We start from the raw sequence: 20,119 nt of genomic DNA on the forward strand, positions 1-20,119 counted from the left end.
GGACCTGACCATGAATGCCTATAGGTTGAAGCCGCTCAGCTTTCCCTGGCCGCCCGTCTTGTACGGTCTGGCCATCCTCTTCGCCCTGCTGGCCGACCGCTTCATCGGAATTCTGCCTTCGGTGATGCCCAACGGCTATCTGTTCTACGCAATCGGCGCGCTTCTCGTCGCCGTCGCACTCTTTCTCGACCTGTGGGCGATCAAGACGCTGGTCGAGTACCGAACGACCGTGATGCCGCATCGCGGCGCGCAACGGTTGGTGACCAGCGGCCCGTTCCGCTACAGCCGCAACCCGATCTATCTCGGCTATACGCTGATTACGCTGGCGATCGGCTTCCTCACCGGCAATGCCTGGTTCTTCGTCGCCGCCATCGGCGCGGCGATCGTCACCACCGTCATCGCCATACGCAAGGAAGAGATGCACTTGCTGGCGCGGTTCGGCATCGATTTCGAGCACTATTGCCAGCGCACCCGGCGCTGGCTCTGACGGGCGGGCCCGGTCAGCGCCGCTGACCTTGGTGGACGATCAGGTTCCGACGCCGATTTCCACAAGCCGCGTCAGGCAGGCCTCTTCGGCCTGATCGAGTTCGGCGAGCGTCTCCTCGATGTCCCGGCGCTTCTGCCGAAGATCGTCGCGCTTCTCGTCGATCTTCTTCATCATCAGCTTCAACTGACCGATTTCGCCCGGCGGTTCCTTGTAAACGTGGACTATTTCGCGAATTTCGGCTACGGTAAACCCGATCCGCCGTCCACGCAGGATTTCCTGCAACAGGTGACGGTCGGCAGCCCGGTAGAGCCGGGTGCGGCCACGACGCTCGGGATGAAGCAGGCCCTCGTCTTCGTAGAAGCGAAGCGTGCGGGTCGACACTCCGAATTCGCGCGTCAGTTCCGTTATACTGTAATACTTCTTCACAACCGTTCCGATTCATTTGGGAAACGGTATCTTATTGACTTTTACGTATAAGTCAATTTTTTGCCCGTCAGTGAACCGAAAACCACCAGGTGGCGAGGCCGAGGAAGGCGAAAAAGCCGGTGATGTCGGTGACCGCGGTGACAAAAACCGCCGACGAAACGGCCGGATCGGCGCCGACCTTGTCGAGCAGCAGAGGGATCAGGATCCCTCCGACGGCGGCGGCGAACATGTTGATCAGCATGGCCGTGGCGATGATTCCGCCGATATTGACATCCTGGAACCAGAACCCGGCGATGACCCCGATCAGCATGCCGAAGACCACGCCGTTGAGCAGTCCGACGCCGGCTTCGCGGCGCACCACCCGCCAGGCATTGTGAATGTCGAGATCGCGGGTGGCGAGCGCCCGCACCGTCACCGTCATGGTCTGCGAGCCGGCATTGCCGCCCATGCCGGCAACGATCGGCATCAGGATGGCGAGCGCCACGATCTCCTCGATCGTCGCCTCGAACAGCGAGATGACCGAGGCCGCGAGGAAGGCGGTGAGCAGATTGACCAGCAGCCAGGGAATGCGCGAGCGCGACGCCTCCCGCACGCTGTCGGAGAGTTCTTCGTCACCGACGCCGCCGAGGCGCATCAGGTCTTCCTCGGCCTCTTCCTGGATCACGTCGACGACGTCGTCGATGGTCAGCACGCCGACGAGGCGTCCGTTTTCGTCGACGACGGCGGCCGAGAGAAGGTCGTATTGCTCGAAGACTTGGGCCGCCTCTTCCTGGTCCATCTCGGCCGGGATCGGATGGCTGGTTTCACGCATGATCGCCTCGATCTTCTCCAGGCGCTTGGTGCGCAGGATGCGGTCGAGGTCGACGGTGCCGAGCAGCTTGAAGGTCGGATCGATGACGAAGATCTGGGAGAAGCTCTCCGGCAGGTCGGCTTCGTCGCGCATGTAGTCGATGGTCTGGCCGACCGTCCAGAACGGCGGCACGGCGACGAACTCGGTCTGCATGCGGCGACCGGCCGAGCTTTCCGGATAGTCGAGCGCGCGGCGCAGCCGAACGCGCTCGGTGAACGGCAGCTGCGCCAGGATTTCTTCCCGGTCCTCATGATCGAGGTCTTCGAGAATGTAGACGGCATCGTCCGAATCGAGCTCGCCGATTGCCGCGGCGATCTGGGCATTCGGCAGGTGTTCGACGATCTGCAGGCGGATCGCCTCGTCCACCTCGGTCAGCGCCGTCATGTCGAAGTCGTCGCCGAGCAGGCGCACAAGCGCGATGCGCTGGTCCGGCTGGAGCGCCTCGATCAGGTCGCCCAGTTCCGATTCGTGCAGGCGGGCGACGTGCTGGCGCAGGAAAAGGAGGTCACGATCGGCGATCGCCGCGCCGACCAGGGCGCGGAAATCGGTGCGGATGGAGCCGTCCTCGGCGTAGATATCCTCCGGGCTGTCGTCGGCAGGGCTGCGAACGCGGATGTCTTCACCGGTCTCGGTCATGCTCGCGCCCTCGCCAAATCAAATCACAGCCGGCTTTCCTGCCGCCAAGGAGAATGGCGTCGGAAAGCGTATTGTCAACAACCGCCTAGCATAGCGCACGGGGATATATGCAATTGCGAAGGCTTCCTGCTAACCTATTGGCGAAGTGGGGTCCAGCCTCGATTGCACAGCCGCTTCGCCAGCCCGACCCGCAGCCGAAGAGGTGCCCTTGAGCGTCCGTCCGATCCTTCGATATCCCGATCCCGCCCTCAAGCGCGCCTGCCTCCCCGTCACGGCATTCGACACCAATCTGCGTGCTCTTGCCGACGATCTTCATGACACGCTGCGGGCGGCGCCCGGCGTCGGGATCACCGCCGCGCATATCGGCGTGGCGCTGCGGCTCGTCGTGCTGGACCTGCCGGAGCTCGGCGGCCGGCGCGACTATGCCAATCCGGAAATCCTTTGGTCCTCCAGCGAAACAATGGAGCACACCGAAGGCAGTGTCTCGATGCCGGGCGCCACGGAAACGGTTACCCGGCCGCGCACCATCGACATTCGCTACCGGGATCTCGGCGGAGCCGTGCATGAGACGCGGCTGGAGGGATTTCCCGCCATCTGCATGCAGCACGAGATCGACCAGCTCGACGGCATGTTCTGGCTGCTGCGGCTCTCGAAGCTGAGACGCGACCGTCTGATCCGCAAATGGGAAAAGAGCCTGCGCTGAGAGGAAATCCTCGTCGTCGAACCAAAAACGGGTGTCGTGCGTTGTGTCGGACCACATCTGAGCCAAGGAGCGCGACGACATGACCATCGGCGATGAAAAGAAGGACTTTAGCCGCGAAGAGGACTATCGCGATTTCGAGCAGCGCGACATCGAAAACGGCTGGCCCTATGATGACGGCGCGGGCGCGGCTTCCCGTCCGGTCGGCAATAGCGCCTATGGCGAGCCGGAAGCCAATTTCGACCGCGAGCGCAATGGCGGCTATCGCATCACCCATGCGGAGTCAGACGGTGGCCAGACGCCGCTTTCCTCCCCGGTCCTGCCGGAGACCGACCACCGCGAGAACAGCGACCAGTTGGAAGCCGATATCGCCGATTCGCTCCAGGACATGCCGGAAACCATGCTCGCCGCCCTCGATATCCATGCGGACGGGCACATCGTCACGCTTCGCGGCGCAGTCGACACGGCTGAAGAGCGTCGCACGATCGAGCTTCGGGTCCTCGGGACAAAGGGTGTCTCGGAAGTGCGCAACTTCATCACCACCATGGGTGTCGACACCCATATTCCGCGTGACGCGGACTGATAGTAACCTGAAGACGAATCCCGGAAACGACGAAGCCGGCCACCTTTCGGTAGGCCGGCTTTCGTATTCTTCCTTTGAAGGAAGAATGGTGCGGTCGAGAAGACTCGAACTTCCACGTCTTGCGACACAGCGACCTCAACGCTGCGCGTCTACCAATTCCGCCACGACCGCATCCTGGTAGCGCCGAATTGCTCCGGCGGGGCTGCATGTAGCAAAAGCATTCCGGGTGCACAAGGCCAAGATGACAGTTTTTTGAGAATTCCCGGACTGGCCCAGCCAACGCTTCGCCGGCCGTCCCCGCAGGGGCCTTGAAGTCGCGGGCCTTTCTTGCCAAGTAGAGGGAAAATGAAGGCTTTTTCCGATGCAGCGGACCGATCTCGCAATAGAAATGCTCCCCCTTCCCGGCTCCCCCCCGGTGCGCTGGCGCATCTCGGATGGTCTCGTTGCCTATGAGGATGCGATCGCGGAAATGGAGCGCCAGGTGGCGGCGATCGCCGAAGGCACAGCGGATGAAATGGTCTGGCTGCTCGAGCACCCGCCACTCTACACCGCCGGCACCAGCGCCGACGCGGCCGACCTGATCGAGCCGGAGCGATTCCCGGTCTTTGCCACAGGTCGTGGCGGCGAATACACCTATCACGGACCGGGCCAACGGGTCGCCTATGTGATGCTCGACCTGAAACGTCGGCGCCAGGACGTGCGCGCCTATGTGGCGGCGCTGGAAGACGTGGTGATCCGCACGCTGGAGAAGATGAACGTGAAGGGCGAGCGGCGCGAGGATCGCGTCGGGGTCTGGGTGCGCCGTCCGGAAAAGCCGGCGCTTGCCGATGGCTCTATGGCGGAGGACAAGATTGCAGCCCTCGGAATTCGCCTTCGCCGCTGGGTGAGTTTTCATGGCCTGTCGATCAACGTCGATCCGGACCTGTCGCATTTCTCCGGCATCGTGCCATGCGGGATCAGCGCCTATGGCGTGACCAGCCTCGTCGATCTCGGGCAACTGGTGATGATGGCCGATGTCGACATCCGACTGCGCGAGGCCTTCGAGGAAGTGTTCGGCCCGACGGTGCGCACGGACTGAACCGATCCTGCGCAAGCGACCAGTTCGCATCGCACCGGTGAAGGTGCGCGTACCGACCTCGTTCCGATCGGGCTTGAACGACTCTCGGACGCATGCTTGGTGGGTGTCTCAATGAGGCCCGCCGCCGATGTCCGACAACCACCTCTCAGGCACTGATACGACGCTGAAGGGCATGGCCCTGATGGCGGGATGCATGCTGGTCCTGCCGTTCATGGACGCGATCGCCAAGTACATGGCGAATGTCGAGGGCATGTCGCCCGGCCAGGTGAATTTCTATCGCTTCTTCTTCCAGGTCGCCTGTATCCTGCCATTCCTCTTCGCGATCCAGGGACGCAGCGCGCTGTCGGCCAAGCGGCCGGGGCTGAACCTTTTGCGCGGCCTGCTGCACGGGGCGGCCAGCCTGATGTTCTTCACCGCCGTCAAGTACATGCCGCTGGCCGACGTATTCGCCATCTATTTCGTCGAGCCCTTCATCCTGACGGCACTTTCGGCGGTATTCCTCGGCGAAAAGGTCGGCTGGCGGCGCTGGCTGGCGATCGTCGTCGGTTTCGGCGGGGCGATGATCGTCATCCAGCCCAGCTATGAAGTCTTCGGCCTGACCTCGCTGCTGCCGGTCGCCTGCGCGTTCCTCTATGCCCTCTACATGTTTCTCAACCGGGCGATCGGCGAAGCCGACACGCCGGTGACCATGCAGACCATGGCCGGGATCGGGGGCACGTTGTTCATGGGCGCGGTGCTCATCGGCGGCGATGCGGCGGGACAGGCGGATTTCGCCATCTCGCTTCCAACTTCCTGGCTCGGCCTCGTGCTGCTGGTGATTCTCGGCTCGATCTCCGGCTACGCCCACCTCATCGTGGTGCGCGCCTTTCGCATGGCGCCGCTGTCGGTGTTGGCACCGTTCCAGTATTTCGAGATCATCGCAGCGACCATTTTAGGGTATGCCCTGTTCAACGATTTCCCGACTGTATCGAAATGGGTCGGCATCCTGATCATCGTCGGCTCCGGCCTGTTCATCTTATGGCGTGAACAGCGCCGCGTCGCCGAAAAGCGCTGATTTTAGCTTTTCCGTCAAACGCTCGCTAACGTCCTTCCTTGGCGGAAACGCAAGGTTTGTCAGGCAGTGTTTCCCCAGTTTCATGATGAAACAGGGATAGAAAGATGAGCGATTTTCGGCTCTCTTTTCCGGCATGTGTCGTCGCCGGGAAGAACAGGATGTCCGCCGAGGACATTCTGCTATTGCGCAGATACACATTCCCGGAGGGCGTCAGGACGCCAGACGACGTGGTGACGTTGATGGCGCTCAATGCCTGCTGTCCTAAGAAATGCCCGGAATGGACCGACTATTTCGTCGAGCAGTTGGCCGGCTTCATCGTCGAGCGCTGCCATCCCATCGGTTCGCTCGACGAGATCAATGTCGACTGGATCGAGAGCGTGCTGTTCAAGGACGGCGTGATCGAAGGCGAACTCGAACTTGCCGCCGTACTCCATATCATGGACCTGGCCCTCCACGTGCCGCCGTCGCTGAAGGTGCTGATGCTCGACCAACTCAGGATCGCGCTTGCCGAGGGGCGGGGCGCCTATGCCGAGAAGCGCGCATTGCGCACCGGAATCGGCGCGGACGACATTGCCTATGTGCACCGCATCCTGCGCGGCCGGCTGGGCCACGGCGCGCCTCTCCTGTCTCCCGCCAAGCTGGCGATCCTTGAGGCGATCGACCGCGAGAGTTCGTCCGGCGCGCGCCATGCCGACTGGCAACACTTCATCGAAACCGTGTTTCCGCACCGCAACCGGGCGCGAGCGGGAACGGAGCCGGTGCGGCGATGGCTGCAGGTGCCCGACTCGTTCTTCCTCGACGAGGAGATGGTGGCGTGATTCGGGCAACCACCCTGCCCCAATGAAGGGAATGACGCGATGACGAGCTTCCACTCCGCCTTCGTCCTCATCGGCTTCAATCTCGGCCTGATCTGGCTGATCATGGCTGCACCCCTCGGGACGCGGACGATTTCCGTGCGGCGCCAGACCGACAGGCGGCCCGAGGAGCTGTGGGACATGACGCGGCCGGCCGGCGGGCTTGCCGACTGGCATCCCGCGGTCTCCTCGGTCCGGCCGATCAAAGGCAGACCGGACCGACTGGAACTCTGCTATCGCGATCCAGACCGGAGCGGACGGCCGATCGTCCGCATGCTGGCAATCGACAGGACCGGGGTCACGGCGGATGGCGAGTTCTCCTGCGAACTTAGAATCGTCGCCGACAGCGCACTCGATGCGGGCTTCTGGTCCGGCTATCGCGAGGTGCGGCGGATCGGACCTGCTGACCAGGGCGCGGTCATCGCAATCGAGCAGACCGACTGCTATCGCGGCCTGGGCTTTCTCTTCTATCGCTATCTCATGCTGCACCGGGAAATGGCGGCGCTGGAGCGCCATCTCGGTGGTCGCAGGGCGAAAGCCAACGGATGGCTGGAACATCCGCTGAGCCAGGCGGCTCTTGCCACCCTCTCGACCCTGATGCTGTGGCCGCTCTTCGGTCTGGACGGCAACGGATTGATGATCTCGGTCTTCCTGACACTGGTGATCATCTGTCACGAACTCGGCCACATGGTGGCATTCCGCGCCTTCGGCCACCGCAACACGCGGATGATCTTCGTGCCCCTGCTTGGCGGCATCGCGATCGGCGGACGGCCCTATGCCAGCCGATTCGAGGTGGCCACCTGCGCGTTGATGGGCGCCGGTGTGTCGGCCTTTGCGGTACCGATTCTGATTGCCGCCCACCGGGCGGCCGCCGACGGGCTGCTGGCGCCCCAGGTCGCCGGCCCGCTCTTGGTGTTTCTGCTGATCCTGTCCGCCTTCAACCTGCTCAACCTCCTGCCGATGCACCGATTCGACGGCGGACAGGTGTTGCGCCAGCTGTTTGCCGGGCAGGCGATGCGAGCATTGGCCACATTCACCGTGACCTCGGCGATCGCCTGGACGGGATGGCGCATCGGCTTCTCATCGACGACGGTGATCGCAGGGCTTTCCGTCTTCACCCTGATGAGCCTGATCCCCACGCGCAGCGCAAAGCCGCGCCTGGAACTGGAGCCGATGATGCAGCAGCAGAGGCTGCTGACCGGATTCGGGCTCTGCGCCGCCCTGACCATCCACGTGGGCGGAGTCATCCACGCCTGCGACCGGCTGTTTGCACCAGCGCCGCTCTGACGACCGGCCCCTTGACTTGGATGCGCCGAACGGTTCCAAAGACAGCCATGGATACCGTGAACCCTCCCCTTCCCGACGGCTATTCGGCCGTGCCCGCCGGCAAGATCGCCAATGTCGTCACCTGCCTGGAAATGCTGGAGAAACCGCCGGCCAAGCCGGCGCGGCCGGGCGAACAGGGGCTGACCATCGAACGCTGGGACCGTCCCGACCTTGGCGAATACCGGGCGCTGTTTCGCGCCATTGGCGAGGAATGGATGTGGTTCTCGCGGCTGGTCATGCCCGACGAGGAACTTCGCGCGATTCTCTCCCATCCGGAGGTTCACGTCTATGGGCTGACCGACGGCGGGCGCCGCATCGGGCTGCTGGAACTCGATTTCCGCACCGAGGGCGAATGCGAGCTTGCCTTCTTCGGCGTCGTTACCGATGCGATCGGCCAGGGCGCCGGGCGGATGCTGATGAATGCCGCGATCGACAAGGCCTGGGCGCGGCCGATCCGGCGGTTCTGGGTGCACACTTGCCATTTCGACCATCCGGGCGCCCTTTCCTTCTACCAGCGCTCCGGCTTCCGGCCCTATGCCTTCATGGTCGAGGTGACCGACGACCCGAGGCTGACCGGCCAGATGCGGCGCGATGCGGCACTCCATGTTCCGCTGATCGAGCCACGCTGAGGCACACCAGGACCCTGGCGCTCAGGCGGTATGACGGGTGTCCGAGGCCGGCCTCCCTTGAGGCCGCCTCCACCGCCGTGCCATGATCACTTCCTAAACAAAAGAACCGGAGACATTCCCATGGATACACGCGCCGCAGTCGCCACGCAGGCCGGCAAACCGCTGGAAATCATGACCGTGCAGCTCGAAGGCCCGCGGGCCGGCGAGGTGCTGATCGAGGTCAAGGCGACCGGGATTTGCCATACCGACGATTTCACCCTGTCGGGCGCCGATCCGGAAGGCCTGTTTCCCGCCATTCTCGGCCATGAGGGCGCCGGCATCGTTGTCGATGTCGGCCCCGGCGTCACCTCGGTGAAGAAGGGCGACCATGTCATCCCGCTCTACACGCCCGAATGCCGCGAATGCTATTCCTGCCTTTCCCGCAAGACGAACCTGTGCACCGCCATCCGCTCGACGCAAGGCCAGGGCCTGATGCCGGACGGCACCTCGCGCTTTTCGATCGGCAAGGACAAGATCCACCATTACATGGGCTGCTCGACCTTCTCCAACTTCACCGTGCTGCCGGAGATTGCGGTGGCCAAGGTCAACCCGGACGCCCCCTTCGACAAGATCTGCTATATCGGCTGCGGCGTGACCACCGGCATCGGCGCGGTGATCAACACCGCCAAGGTCGAGATCGGTTCGACCGCCATCGTCTTCGGGCTCGGCGGCATCGGGCTCAACGTGCTGCAGGGGCTGCGCCTTGCCGGTGCCGACATGATCATCGGCGTCGACATCAATCCGGACCGCAAGGAATGGGGCGAAAAGTTCGGCATGACGCATTTCGTCAATCCGAAGGAAGTCGGCGACGACATCGTGCCCTATCTCGTCAACATGACGAAGCGCAACGGCGACCTGATCGGCGGCGCCGACTACACCTTCGACTGCACCGGCAATACCAAGGTGATGCGCCAGGCGCTCGAAGCCTCGCACCGCGGCTGGGGCAAGTCGATCATCATCGGGGTGGCCGGCGCCGGCCAGGAAATCTCCACCCGTCCGTTCCAGCTGGTCACCGGCCGCAACTGGATGGGCACGGCCTTTGGCGGCGCACGCGGCCGTACCGACGTGCCGAAGATCGTCGACTGGTACATGCAGGGCAAGATCCTGATTGACCCGATGATCACCCACACCATGCCGCTCGATGACATCAACAAGGGCTTCGACATGATGCACAAGGGCGAGAGCATCCGCGGCGTCGTGGTTTATTGATTCCTTAGCCTGTGGCCGTCCTGAAAATAGTCAGGGCGGCCACAGGCTCCCTCCCCTGCAAATACGGGGAAATATGCTAGTTTGCAGGGCGCGGATCGGTATGGTCCGCGAACCATTGGGGGGAACCATATGTCGATCAAACACGCATTGACTGCCATTGCCATGTTCGCTCTGCCCGGCATGGCCGCAGCAGACCCAACCGGAAGCTATTCGCTCGTCGGCCGGAATCCGGATAGCGGCGAGGATTATACCGGGACGGTCGAAGTCACCCGCCACGGCGAGACCTATATCGTCGTGTGGGACATAGGCGGCAAGGAATCGATCGGCACCGGGCTCGGTGCCAAGTTCGTCGGCGAGGGCCGCTTCGAGATCGGCCCCGCCAGCGAGGACGACACCGCCATCTCCGTCGGTTATGTGGCGGAGGACAATTTCGGTATCGCCATGTATTTCGAGCAGCCGGACGGCACCTGGCAGGGCGTATGGACCTATGGCGGTTCGGAAAAGGTGACCGGGGAAATCTGGAAGCGGGACTAGCCCGAGGCTATCCGGCCTCGGCGGGATGAAGGATTGAAAACCTCAGTGATCTACGTCGATGCCGATGCATGCCCGGTCAAACCGGAAATCCTGAAAGTCGCGGAACGCCACGGCCTCGAGGTGACCTTCGTCGCCAATTCGGGCCTACGGCCCTCGCGCGACCCGATGGTCAAGAACGTGATCGTCTCCAACGGCTTCGACGCCGCCGACGACTGGATCGCCGAGCGTGCCGGTGCCGGCGACATCGTGGTGACGGCCGATGTCCCGCTGGCGGGCCGCTGCGTTGCCGCCGGCGCCTTCGTCACCGGGCCGACCGGCCGTGTGTTCGACACGGCCAATATCGGCATGGCGACCGCCATGCGGGATCTCGGCGCGCATCTGCGCGAGACCGGCGAGAGCAAGGGCTACAACGCAGCCTTCTCGCCGCGCGACCGTTCGGCCTTCCTCGAAACGCTCGACCGGCTTTGCCGGCGGGCAAAGGCGTGCTAGTCGGTCCGGTATTCCTGCCGCCGTGCGCACCCTGGGACCGGACAATGGCCAGTATTTTCCAACGCCTGATCGCCCACCGACACGGTCCCTTCTTCGCCGGCCTCGCCGCCGCGGCGATTGCCGTCATTGCCACGGGCCTGATGAAGCCACGTCTCGTGATCGAAGCCGGGGCCGTGGCCTTCTTCCTCGCCTATCTGGTGCTGATCGGCGTTCGCCTGCCGCAACTGAGCGCGGACTATCTCAGGGACAATGCGGAGGAAGCAGACGAGCCGGCACCGGTGATCCTTTTGGTCACGCTCGCTACGGTGATCGTGGCGGTGGTGTCGCTGTTTTTCGCGCTCAACCGGATCTCGGGCGGCAGCAGGCTTGAACTGGCACTGGCCTTTGCCTCCGTGCTCGGCGGCTGGCTGACGATCCACACGATGACCGCCATTCATTATGCCCACCTCTACTGGAGGCCTGACAGTACCGAAGAGCGCGACGGCCATCGCGGCGGGCTCGAATTCCCCGGTACCGAAGCTCCGTGCGGCTACGACTTCCTTTACTTCGCCTTTGTCATCGGCATGACGGCGCAGACCTCCGACACCGCCATCACCTCGACCGCGATGCGGCGGATCAACCTCATGCACTCGATCGTCTCCTATTTCTTCACTACCGTGCTCATCGCTGCCGCCGTCAACGGCGCGGTTTCGCTCGCCGGCTAATCAAAGGACGTTTTCCCGATGAAGATCCTCTCCCAGAACACCGCGTTTGGCGGCATGCAGGGTGTGTTTTCCCACGAATCGCAGACGACCAAGTGCGACATGACTTTTGCCGTCTACGTCCCGCCGCAGGCGATCGCCGAGCGCCGGCCGGTGCTGTGGTATTTGTCGGGCCTGACCTGCACCCATGCCAACGTGATGGAAAAGGGCGAATATCGCCGGATGGCGGCCGAACTCGGCCTGATCATCGTCTGCCCCGACACCAGCCCGCGCGGAACGGAGGTGCCGGACGAACTGACCAACTGGAAGATGGGCAAGGGTGCGGGCATGTATCTCGATGCCACCGAAAGCCCCTGGGCCGAGCATTTCCAGATGTATTCCTACGTCACGGAAGAACTGCCGGCGCTGGTGGGCGAGCATTTCCGCGTCGACATGGACCGGCAGGGCATATTCGGCCATTCGATGGGCGGCCACGGCGCGATGACCATCGCGCTGAAGAATCCCGGGCGTTTCAAAAGCTGCTCGGCCTTCGCGCCGATCGTCAATCCGATGACGGCCGACTGGACGCAGGATGCGTTCGAGAAATATATCGGCGCCGACCGGGCCAAGTGGCGGCAGTATGACGCCTGCGCGCTGGTCGAGGACGGCGCCCGCTTCCCGGAATTCCTCATCGACCAGGGCAAGGCCGACAGCTTTCTCGAGACGGGCCTGAAGCCCTGGCTGTTCGAGGAGGCGATCAAGGGCACCGATATCGGGCTTACGCTCCGGATGCACGAGCGCTACGACCATTCCTACTACTTCATCTCGACCTTCATGGACGATCATCTGAAGTGGCATGCCGAGCGGCTGGGGTGAGCCTAGCGAACCCCTCTTCTCCCCGGCGGAGAGAAGGTGGACATCGGCCAGGCTCAGAGCCTTCGGTAGTCGAAGAAATCGAAATCCGCCGACTGGCCTCTTCCGCTGGTGTCGAAGGCGAACATGCCGGCAAAGGCTCCGGTGAACGAGCCGTGCTCGCCGCGTCCCCCTTCGTCGGAGATGACGCCGGCATCGAGCACAGGTCCGATCGGCTGCCACGCGGCCTCTCCGCTGCCCTCGCCTGTGCCGCCGACAGCCGGTCGCCAGAAGAACTGCAGGTCATTGTCGGACACCTCCATGGCGAGATCGACCGGGCCATCGGGCAGGCTCACGCCGTGACCTGAAGGGAAGCTTAGCCGGCTATCGGGATAATCGCCGGCGCAGGAGAGGATGGTCCCGACGCGGCCGAGCTTCTCATGCAGGGTCACGCCGAGCGCATGCAGCTTGTGGCGATTGTAGTAGTGGGTGAGGCCGGCGACCTGCTGGTAGGTGTCGGGCGCGAAGTCGATGCGGGTCTCGGCGCGGAAGCGATGATCCTCCTGCCGGCGCGCCACCAGGGACTGCTCGAACCAGGAGCCGAGGCTTTCGCGGCCGAAGAGCCGCAGGTGACCCGGCCGGTCGGCAAGGGAGAACAGGCGGTTGGGCTCGGGCGTGCGCAGCCACTGGAACTCGGGCGGCAGGGCCGCGTCGTCGAAATCGCGCCGGATGGTTTCGGGCCGCTCGATGCGCTCCACCGGTTGTGGCGGCGTGACTTCGACCGCCGGCACCGGGGCACCGCTTTCGAGATAGAGCCAGCCGTCGTCCCTCCATACGCATTTCTGCAGGGCTGTCTCGCGCCCGAGCGTGCAACGGCGCTTGGGCGCGAGCGGCCGGCCGCAGAGATGGGTGTGATAGGCCTCGCCCTCGGGCGTCTCGACATATTGGCCGTGGCCGGCTCGCTGGAGTGCGGCCTCCGGATGATCCTTGGAGGTGATGAGATGGGTGTCCGGGTGCATCTCGTACGGCCCGTCGATGGTGCGGGACCGCGCCATGGTCACGGCATGGCCGTAGCCGGTGCCGCCCTCGGCGGTGGTCAGGTAGTACCAGCCGTTCCTCTTGAACAGATGCGGTCCCTCGACCAGGCCCAGCGGACTGCCGGGAAAGATGTTCTTCACCGGCCCGGTCAGCTTGCGGCTCGCCGGATCCCATTCCTGCAGCAGGATGCCGTCGAAGGCCGGATGCTTGGGCGAACCGCCATAGCTCTCGGTGCGATGGTTCCACTGCATGTTGAGGAACCATTTGCGGCCGTCGTCATCGTGGAACAGCGAGGGGTCGAAGCCGGACGAGTTCACATAGACCGGATCGGACCATTCGGCCTCGATCGACCGGGCGGTGACGATGTAGTTGTGCGCGTCCTTGAAATTGCCGTCGAAGCGCTTGACGTCGGTATAGACGAGAAAGAACTGGCCGTCGGCATAAGACAGGCACGGCGCCCAGACGCCGCAGCTGTCGGGATTGCCACGCATGTCGAGTTGGGATTTCCGCTCCAGCGGCCGGCGAATGAGCGTCCAGTTGACCAGATCGCGCGAGTGATGGATCTGCACGCCCGGATACCACTCGAAGGTGGAGGTGGCGATGTAATAATCCTCGCCGACACGGACGATCGACGGGTCCGGGTTGAAGCCCGGCAGGATGGGGTTGTGGATCATGCTGCGTCTCTCCTCCAAATTTTCGGCAAAGAACCCCCTCTGTCGGCTACGCCGACATCTCCCCCACAAGGGGGGAGACGATCCGCTGCCGTCGTATCCTCCGTGCTCGGAACGCCACAACTCCCTGCCAGCGGAAGTCGGGCGGTCTGCCGAGGTCTCTCCCCCTTGTGGGGGAGATGGCCGGCAGGCCAGAGGGGGTAAACCCGAATTTCAGCGTCACTTCTTTTTCCGGGCCGGACCCTTGCGCTCGGCCGAGGCGGCCCAGAGGTTGATGTCGGCATCGCGGGCGTAGATGTCGATCTCGGCGAGTTCGTCCGCAGTGAAATCGCGTTTCTCCAGCGCCTTCACGCAGTCCTCGACCTGGGACGGTTTCGACGCGCCGATCAGCGCCGTGGTGATGCGGTCGCCGCGCAGCACCCAGGCGAGCGCCATCTGGGCGAGCGTCTGGCCGCGCCGTTCGGCGATGGCGTTAAGCTTGCGAATGTTCTCGACATTGCGCTCGTTGAGGAAATCGCGGTTCAGCGACTTGTCCTGCGCCGCCCGGCTCTCGTCCGGAATGCCGCCGAGATATTTGGAGGTCAGCATGCCCTGGGCGAGCGGCGAAAAGACGATCGAGCCGATACCGAGTTCCTCCAGCGTGTCGATCAACCCGTCCTCCTCGATCCAACGGTTGATCATCGAATAGCTCGGCTGGTGGATCAGGCAGGGCGTGCCTAGGCTCTTCAGGATCTCGACCGCCTCGCGCGTGCGCCTGGAATTGTAGGAGGAGAGGCCGACATAAAGCGCCCTGCCCGACCGGACGATATGGTCGAGCGCGCCGCAGGTTTCTTCGAGAGGCGTGTCCGGGTCGAAGCGGTGCGAATAGAAGATGTCGACATAGTCGAGCCCGAGGCGCCTGAGGCTCTGGTCACAGGAGGAGATCAGATATTTGCGGCTGCCCCATTCGCCATAGGGACCTGGCCACATGCCATAGCCGGCCTTGGACGAGATCACCAGTTCGTCGCGATGGCCGGCGAGATCGGTCTTCAGGATCTCGCCGAAGGCCAGTTCGGCGCTGCCGCCCGGCGGGCCGTAATTGTTGGCGAGGTCAAAATGGGTGATGCCGAGGTCGAAGGCCTTGCGGACGATCGACTGCTTCAGGGCATGCGGCGTGTCGTCGCCGAAATTGTGCCAGAGCCCCAGCGAGATCGCCGGCAGCTTGAGGCCGCTCTTGCCGCAGCGGTTGTAGGTCATCCGCTCGTAGCGGTCTTCGGCGGGGGTGTAGGTCATGAGTGGTTCTCTCCTAAAAGGTCGTCGAAGCAGGGCTGCCCCTCATCCGGCTGCCGCCACCTTCTCCCCGTGAACGGGGAGAAGGCCGACGCGGCCACCGTCTGTGCCTTCTCCCCGCCTGCGGGGAGAAGGTCCCGGCAGGGGGATGAGGGGCAATTTCCGCCCTCTCCCTACCTTGCCCGGCGCCCGCCGTCACCTCAGCAGCGCCTGCGCCTCCTCGATGCCGAGCGCCGCGGGCTGGGTGCAGGTGGTGGAGAGCGTGACGAACTGGCCCGTCTCGCCGGATTTGAGGATCGCCGTCATGACGTCGACGCCATGGAGCGCGCGATCAAGCGAGCAGCGGGCGTCGCGGCCTTCGAGGATCGCGACCGCCATGTCGGCGAGGCCGGCCGTGCGGTAGTTGGCGCGCGGACCGTTGGCGTGCTCCTGGTTGTTGACGCCGAACGGGTGATCCCAGTTCTCCAGGGGCTTGATATCCTTGTCGCGGCCCGAGGCCTCGACGACACCGCCGAAGAAGTTGGGGTCAGGCACGAAGAGCGAGCCTTCTGTGCCGTAGAGTTCCATATTGGCGTGGCGGTGCGACCAGACATCCCAGCTGGCCGAGAGCGTCACCGTCGCACCGTTGTGGAACTCGAGAAGGGCGTGGACGTTCGTCGGCGTCTTCACCGGGATGACCTCGCCGGCGCGCGGTTGGCTGGTGATGGTGCGGGTCTCGCTCGCCATCGAGGTCAAGGCGGCAACCCGCTTCACCGGGCCGATGAGGTTGATCAGATTGGCGATGTAGTAGGGGCCGAGATCGAGGATCGGACCGCCGCCGGGCAGGAAGAAGAAGTCCGGGTTGGGATGCCACATCTCCATGCCGGGGCTCATGACATGGCAGGTGCCCGAGGTGATTCGGCCGATGCCGCCCTTGTCGATGAAGGCGCGGGCCAGCTGATGGGCGCCGCCGAGGAAGGTGTCCGGCGCGCAGCCGACGGACAAGCCCTTGGCGCTGGCGATGCGGCGAAGGTCCTCGCCCTCCTCCAGGCTCAAGACCAGCGGCTTTTCCGAATAGACGTGCTTGCCGGCCTCGAGAATGCGTTTCGACACGGCATAATGCGCATCCGGGATAGTCAGATTGACGATGATGTCGAGCTCGTCATTGGCGAGCAGGTCTTCCATCGTCTGCGCCTTCACGCCGTATTCCTCGGCGCGAAGCTCGGCGGCATTCATGTTGAGGTCGGAGCAGGCCAGCACGTTGAGCCCCTTGAAGAGCGGTGCGAGCGAGAAGTAGGTGGTCGAGATATTGCCGCATCCGATGATGCCGACGCCGAGTTCGCGTGCCATGGAGTATGTCCTGATTGGGTGAAATGCCGTGGGAGGATCAGTAGGTGTTGAAGGCGGCGATGGAGCGCTTGATGAGGCGGCCCACATCCTTCGGATTGTCGTGTTCGAGGATGAAGTGGCGCACGCCATAGGCCTTGAGCGCGGCCATCAGATCCTTCCACGGCACGGTGCCCTGCCCGACGTCGGCCCAGCCGTCTTCCTCGCTATTGGTGCCGGCCGGCGCGATGTCCTTGACGTGGACCGCGGTGATGCGCTTGCCGTAGCTTTCGATCCAGGCGAAGGGATCGGCCACGCCGCGGATGATCCAGGCGATGTCCGCTTCCCAGGCGAGTTCCGGACCGCCGGCAAAGATCTGCTCCTGCGGGGTGGAGCCATCCTCCAGCGTGGCGAACTCGAAGTCGTGGTTGTGCCAGCCGAAGGTGAGTCCCGCATCACGCAGCGGCTTGCCGACTTCCTGCAGGCGCTGGCCGAAGGAGAACCAGCTGCTGGCATCCTTCGGGCGCATGTCGGGCAAGAGATAGGGGCAATAGACCGCCTCGATGCCGAGCAGCCTGGCGATCTTCAGCGCGCGCATCGGATCGCCTTCCAGCAGGTCGAGACCGAAGTGGCCGGTCGGCATGGTCAGCCCGTTGCGATGGAGATCGGAGCGCAGCGCGTTGAGGCCGGCGTCATCGAGGGCGGCATACATGGCGCCGTAGCCTTCGACATGGGTGTATCCGGCTTCGGCGAGCAGCGGATAGATATTGGTGAAGGGCTGGAAATTGCGGGCGCTGTAAAGCTGGAAACCGAATTTGGTCATGGGGTCATTCCTCCTGTTTTCGGACGTTCGGCGCGGGTCCGCCGTAACGCCCTGTCTTGTCTGGCGATCGCCTCAGCCGAGTTGCTGGCAGCTCTGGAGATCGTAGGTTCGAAATTGCGGGACCCGGCCATCCACAAGGGGCGTGGCCGGGGTAAAGGTGACGCGGCGGCTCATGCCGGCGTGAAGATCGAAGGCGTTGTCGGAATAGCGGCCCGGGCAGTCCGCCTCGAGCATGACGAAGAGCGCGAGGCCGGTGGCGCTGACCGTGATTTCGAACCGTCCGTCGGCAAGCGGAGCGACGCTCGTCTCCAGGCCGGAGGGCTGGAGTTCCAGAGCCTTGTAGGGCTGAAGCGCCAGATGCCCCTCGCCGCTCATGCCGTTGGAGGCGATGAAGCTCCAGGCGAGCAGGGCATCGACCGCGACTTCCGTCTCATCAATGGTCAGAAGCTCCGCGGCGCGGTCCGGCGGGCATGTGCCGGTGGCGGTGCGGATCGGCAGGCGCTCGCCGTCGAGGGTGACGGCAAAGAGGTTCATGTCGACGGTCAGCTCTTCCGGGGTGTCGTTGACCATGGAAAAGGCGATGCTGGTTCCGTCCTCGCTCGGGATGGCGACGACATTGACCGGCTGGAAGAAGCGCCGCGCCATGTAGTGCAGCGCCTTCCAGCTGCCGCCATAGTCGAGGCTCGACCAGGAGGCGACCGGCCAGGTGTCGTTGAGCTGCCAGTAGAGCGTGCCCATGCAATGGGGTTTCAGCGATCGCCAGTAGTCGACCGCTGTTGCGATCGCCAGACCCTGCTGGATCTGGGAGAGATAAACGAAATTGGCAAAGTCCTTGGGGAAGCGGAAATAGCGGAACATGGTGCCGGCGATGCGCTCATTGCCGCCGGCATTCTTTTGGTGCAGCTCGATCACCGGCGAGGCGATGTTCATCTCGCCCTTGTCGGCAAAGGTCTCGATCACCGGCATCGAGGTGTAGGATTGGAAGCCGAATTCCGAGCAGAAACGCGGTTTGACAGTTCGGTAATTAGCGAAACTCTTATTCTCGTGCCAGACCGACCAGTAGTGCATGTCGCCGGAGCCGTCGGCATGCCAGGCGTCGCCATAGTCGAGATAGCCCGAGGCCGGGCTGGACGGCCACCAGATGCCTTGGGGATGGGCCTTCCTGACCCCCTGTTCGATGACACGGTTCAGCCGGTCATAGGCGACGAGGTAGCGGTCGCGGTTGTCACGCGATTCCGGAAACCAGGTGAGCGCGCCGACCAGTTCGTTGTCGCCGCACCACAGCGCGATCGACGGATGGGAGGACAGGCGGCGGACCTGGTAGTCGACCTCAGCAGAGACGTTCGACAGGAAATCCTCGGTGCAGGGATAGAGGTTGCAGGCGAACATGAAGTCCTGCCAGACCATCAGGCCGAGCCGGTCGCACAGGTCGTAGAACCAGTCCTGCTCGTAGAAGCCGCCGCCCCAGACGCGGATCATGTTCATGTGGGCGGCGACCGCCGATTGCAACAGATCCTCGGTCTTGTCCCGGCTGCTGCGGGAAAAGAGCGCGTCGGCGGGAATCCAGTTGGCGCCGCGGCAAAAGATCTCGCGACCGTTGACCTTGAAGGCGAAGCGCGAACCGGCCTCGTCCGGGTCGGTGATAAGCGCAACGGTGCGCAGGCCGATGCGGCGGGTCAGCACCTCGCCCGGAATGTCGGCGGAGAGCGTGTAGAGCGCCTGTTCGCCGCTGCCGGCCGGCCACCAGAGACGCGGCTCTTCTATGTGGAAGACATGGGCGATCACGGTCTCGCCGGCGGCAATGCCGCAATCGAGGCGCTCGCGCAGACCGTCGAATTCGAAGTGCACCGGCACGACGCTCGGCTCGAAGGCATGCAGGGTGAGCTTCACATGCAGGTCGACGCTGCCGTCGTCGTGATGGACCTGCTCGGTCTCCAGATACTCGATACGGGCGGGATCGAGCTTCCTCAGCGCAATCGTGCCGTAGAGGCCGAGGGGCGCCACCGCGATGTTCCAGTCCCAGCCAAAATGGCACTGCGGCTTGCGCAGCATGTTGCCGTTGGCGATCGGCGAATTGCCCTTGTGAAACGGCACGTAGAATGGCTGGCGTGCCTGGCGCTCGGCGCCGGCAGCGATCGAGGAATGCAGCAGGATGCGAAGGGTGTTCTCGCCGGGCTGCAGCGCGGCCGAGACGTCCGGGCGGTAGCGGCGGAAACAGTTATCGGCAGAGAGCACCGGCACGTCGTTGACGAAGACGACGGCGACCGTGTCGAGATAGTCGATGTCGAGGTACCAGCATCCGTCGGCGTGATCGAGGAAAAACGATCGTTCCAGCGTCCAGTCATGTTCGGCCACCCACTGCACCGCCTCCTCGTTGCGGCCGAAATAGGGGTCGGGAATGATGCCGGCGGCCTGCAGCGCCGAATGCACATCGCCCGGCAGCGTGATCGCCGCGCCGTGTTCGCCCTCGGCGGTCGACAGGCGCCATTCGCCGGATAGGTCGATCTTGCCCTGAGTGTCGGAAGCATTCGTCATGGGTCATCTCATTTTGGGCTGTCGGCCCTTCGCATCTCTTGTAGTCACAAGG

General features: G+C 63.7%; 20 protein-coding genes and 1 tRNA gene. 13 read left to right on the forward strand and 8 right to left on the reverse strand.

Annotated elements, in window-relative coordinates; translation table 11 throughout:
* Positions 1–10: 10 nt before the first annotated feature.
* Positions 11–487: a methyltransferase family protein gene (locus RHIZ70P_RS08725; protein ID WP_115670021.1), complete on the forward strand. Its 477-nt coding sequence runs from the start codon at positions 11–13 to the stop codon at positions 485–487.
* Positions 488–526: 39 nt separating this feature from the next.
* On the opposite strand, the gene RHIZ70P_RS08730 is transcribed toward RHIZ70P_RS08725, so the two are convergent.
* A complete protein-coding gene (locus tag RHIZ70P_RS08730; RefSeq protein WP_115670022.1) occupies positions 527–913 on the reverse strand; it encodes a MerR family transcriptional regulator in 387 nt (128 codons plus the stop codon).
* 67 nt (positions 914–980) lie between these two features.
* Positions 981–2,399 carry a magnesium transporter gene (mgtE, locus tag RHIZ70P_RS08735; RefSeq protein WP_115670023.1) on the reverse strand — a complete coding sequence of 473 codons (1,419 nt, stop codon included), beginning with the start codon at positions 2,397–2,399 and terminating at the stop codon, positions 981–983.
* Between the two features lie 208 nt (positions 2,400–2,607).
* Between mgtE and RHIZ70P_RS08740 the strand changes: the two genes are divergently transcribed.
* Together RHIZ70P_RS08740 and RHIZ70P_RS08745 are read left to right on the forward strand one after the other, a co-directional pair.
* Complete coding sequence (locus RHIZ70P_RS08740) at positions 2,608–3,102, forward strand: peptide deformylase (RefSeq protein WP_115670024.1); 495 nt, start codon at positions 2,608–2,610, stop codon at positions 3,100–3,102.
* Between the two features lie 79 nt (positions 3,103–3,181).
* Positions 3,182–3,682, forward strand: coding sequence for a BON domain-containing protein (locus RHIZ70P_RS08745; RefSeq protein ID WP_115670025.1), 501 nt, complete (start codon positions 3,182–3,184; stop codon positions 3,680–3,682).
* An 86-nt stretch (positions 3,683–3,768) separates the two neighbouring features.
* Here the strand turns inward: RHIZ70P_RS08745 and RHIZ70P_RS08750 are convergent.
* Positions 3,769–3,853 (reverse strand) — tRNA-Leu (locus tag RHIZ70P_RS08750).
* Positions 3,854–4,043: 190 nt separating this feature from the next.
* On the opposite strand from RHIZ70P_RS08750, the gene lipB reads away from it, so the two are divergent.
* The 10 genes from lipB (at position 4,044) to fghA (ending at position 12,450) form a co-directional block, all read left to right on the forward strand.
* A complete protein-coding gene (gene lipB, locus RHIZ70P_RS08755; RefSeq protein WP_115670026.1) occupies positions 4,044–4,760 on the forward strand; it encodes a lipoyl(octanoyl) transferase LipB in 717 nt (238 codons plus the stop codon).
* Between the two features lie 127 nt (positions 4,761–4,887).
* Positions 4,888–5,814 carry a DMT family transporter gene (locus tag RHIZ70P_RS08760; protein WP_115670027.1) on the forward strand — a complete coding sequence of 309 codons (927 nt, stop codon included), beginning with the start codon at positions 4,888–4,890 and terminating at the stop codon, positions 5,812–5,814.
* Positions 5,815–5,972: 158 nt separating this feature from the next.
* Complete coding sequence (locus tag RHIZ70P_RS08765; RefSeq protein WP_235842189.1) at positions 5,973–6,632, forward strand: hypothetical protein; 660 nt, start codon at positions 5,973–5,975, stop codon at positions 6,630–6,632.
* Positions 6,633–6,671: 39 nt separating this feature from the next.
* Complete coding sequence (locus RHIZ70P_RS08770; RefSeq protein WP_115670029.1) at positions 6,672–7,955, forward strand: hypothetical protein; 1,284 nt, start codon at positions 6,672–6,674, stop codon at positions 7,953–7,955.
* Between the two features lie 47 nt (positions 7,956–8,002).
* Entirely contained in the window at positions 8,003–8,623 is a 621-nt protein-coding gene (locus RHIZ70P_RS08775) for a GNAT family N-acetyltransferase (protein WP_115670030.1), read from the forward strand.
* Between the two features lie 120 nt (positions 8,624–8,743).
* Positions 8,744–9,871 carry an S-(hydroxymethyl)glutathione dehydrogenase/class III alcohol dehydrogenase gene (locus RHIZ70P_RS08780; protein WP_115670031.1) on the forward strand — a complete coding sequence of 376 codons (1,128 nt, stop codon included), beginning with the start codon at positions 8,744–8,746 and terminating at the stop codon, positions 9,869–9,871.
* Between the two features lie 129 nt (positions 9,872–10,000).
* Positions 10,001–10,405 carry a hypothetical protein gene (locus RHIZ70P_RS08785; protein WP_115670032.1) on the forward strand — a complete coding sequence of 135 codons (405 nt, stop codon included), beginning with the start codon at positions 10,001–10,003 and terminating at the stop codon, positions 10,403–10,405.
* A gap of 45 nt (positions 10,406–10,450) precedes the next feature.
* Positions 10,451–10,894 carry a YaiI/YqxD family protein gene (locus RHIZ70P_RS08790; protein WP_115670033.1) on the forward strand — a complete coding sequence of 148 codons (444 nt, stop codon included), beginning with the start codon at positions 10,451–10,453 and terminating at the stop codon, positions 10,892–10,894.
* A gap of 44 nt (positions 10,895–10,938) precedes the next feature.
* Positions 10,939–11,598 (forward strand): DUF1345 domain-containing protein, encoded by a 660-nt coding sequence (locus RHIZ70P_RS08795; RefSeq protein ID WP_115670034.1) that lies wholly within the window; start codon positions 10,939–10,941, stop codon positions 11,596–11,598.
* An 18-nt stretch (positions 11,599–11,616) separates the two neighbouring features.
* A complete protein-coding gene (fghA, locus tag RHIZ70P_RS08800) occupies positions 11,617–12,450 on the forward strand; it encodes an S-formylglutathione hydrolase (RefSeq protein WP_115670035.1) in 834 nt (277 codons plus the stop codon).
* Positions 12,451–12,503: 53 nt separating this feature from the next.
* Here fghA and RHIZ70P_RS08805 read toward each other — a convergent pair whose 3' ends face one another.
* The 5 genes from RHIZ70P_RS08805 to RHIZ70P_RS08825 form a co-directional block, all read right to left on the reverse strand.
* Positions 12,504–14,138, reverse strand: coding sequence for a glycoside hydrolase family 43 protein (locus RHIZ70P_RS08805; RefSeq protein WP_115670036.1), 1,635 nt, complete (start codon positions 14,136–14,138; stop codon positions 12,504–12,506).
* A gap of 216 nt (positions 14,139–14,354) precedes the next feature.
* Complete coding sequence (gene mgrA, locus RHIZ70P_RS08810; protein ID WP_115670037.1) at positions 14,355–15,407, reverse strand: L-glyceraldehyde 3-phosphate reductase; 1,053 nt, start codon at positions 15,405–15,407, stop codon at positions 14,355–14,357.
* A gap of 192 nt (positions 15,408–15,599) precedes the next feature.
* Positions 15,600–16,733 carry a Gfo/Idh/MocA family protein gene (locus RHIZ70P_RS08815; protein ID WP_115670038.1) on the reverse strand — a complete coding sequence of 378 codons (1,134 nt, stop codon included), beginning with the start codon at positions 16,731–16,733 and terminating at the stop codon, positions 15,600–15,602.
* A gap of 37 nt (positions 16,734–16,770) precedes the next feature.
* Positions 16,771–17,532, reverse strand: a complete 762-nt coding sequence (locus RHIZ70P_RS08820) for a sugar phosphate isomerase/epimerase family protein (protein WP_115670039.1) — start codon at positions 17,530–17,532, stop codon at positions 16,771–16,773.
* 72 nt (positions 17,533–17,604) lie between these two features.
* Positions 17,605–20,067 (reverse strand): beta-mannosidase, encoded by a 2,463-nt coding sequence (locus RHIZ70P_RS08825; protein ID WP_115670040.1) that lies wholly within the window; start codon positions 20,065–20,067, stop codon positions 17,605–17,607.
* Between the last annotated feature and the right edge of the window lie 52 nt (positions 20,068–20,119).

The organism is Paenirhizobium selenitireducens ATCC BAA-1503, assembly GCF_900492185.1.
GTDB classification, from domain to species: Bacteria; Pseudomonadota; Alphaproteobacteria; order Rhizobiales; family Rhizobiaceae; genus Allorhizobium; species Allorhizobium selenitireducens_A.

Bases quoted from the DNA above. Each gene is read 5' to 3' on its own strand.
- RHIZ70P_RS08725 (WP_115670021.1), top strand. From the start codon at position 11: ATGAATGCCTATAGGTTGAAGCCGCTCAGCTTTCCCTGGCCGCCCGTC.
- RHIZ70P_RS08775 (WP_115670030.1), top strand. From the start codon at position 8,003: ATGGATACCGTGAACCCTCCCCTTCCCGACGGCTATTCGGCCGTGCCC.
- RHIZ70P_RS08745 (WP_115670025.1), top strand. From the start codon at position 3,182: ATGACCATCGGCGATGAAAAGAAGGACTTTAGCCGCGAAGAGGACTAT.
- RHIZ70P_RS08770 (WP_115670029.1), top strand. From the start codon at position 6,672: ATGACGAGCTTCCACTCCGCCTTCGTCCTCATCGGCTTCAATCTCGGC.
- RHIZ70P_RS08815 (WP_115670038.1), bottom strand. From the start codon at position 16,733: ATGGCACGCGAACTCGGCGTCGGCATCATCGGATGCGGCAATATCTCG.
- RHIZ70P_RS08795 (WP_115670034.1), top strand. From the start codon at position 10,939: ATGGCCAGTATTTTCCAACGCCTGATCGCCCACCGACACGGTCCCTTC.
- RHIZ70P_RS08825 (WP_115670040.1), bottom strand. From the start codon at position 20,067: ATGACGAATGCTTCCGACACTCAGGGCAAGATCGACCTATCCGGCGAA.
- mgrA (WP_115670037.1), bottom strand. From the start codon at position 15,407: ATGACCTACACCCCCGCCGAAGACCGCTACGAGCGGATGACCTACAAC.
- RHIZ70P_RS08805 (WP_115670036.1), bottom strand. From the start codon at position 14,138: ATGATCCACAACCCCATCCTGCCGGGCTTCAACCCGGACCCGTCGATC.
- RHIZ70P_RS08760 (WP_115670027.1), top strand. From the start codon at position 4,888: ATGTCCGACAACCACCTCTCAGGCACTGATACGACGCTGAAGGGCATG.
- mgtE (WP_115670023.1), bottom strand. From the start codon at position 2,399: ATGACCGAGACCGGTGAAGACATCCGCGTTCGCAGCCCTGCCGACGAC.
- RHIZ70P_RS08780 (WP_115670031.1), top strand. From the start codon at position 8,744: ATGGATACACGCGCCGCAGTCGCCACGCAGGCCGGCAAACCGCTGGAA.
- fghA (WP_115670035.1), top strand. From the start codon at position 11,617: ATGAAGATCCTCTCCCAGAACACCGCGTTTGGCGGCATGCAGGGTGTG.
- lipB (WP_115670026.1), top strand. From the start codon at position 4,044: ATGCAGCGGACCGATCTCGCAATAGAAATGCTCCCCCTTCCCGGCTCC.
- RHIZ70P_RS08785 (WP_115670032.1), top strand. From the start codon at position 10,001: ATGTCGATCAAACACGCATTGACTGCCATTGCCATGTTCGCTCTGCCC.
- RHIZ70P_RS08765 (WP_235842189.1), top strand. From the start codon at position 5,973: ATGTCCGCCGAGGACATTCTGCTATTGCGCAGATACACATTCCCGGAG.
- RHIZ70P_RS08820 (WP_115670039.1), bottom strand. From the start codon at position 17,532: ATGACCAAATTCGGTTTCCAGCTTTACAGCGCCCGCAATTTCCAGCCC.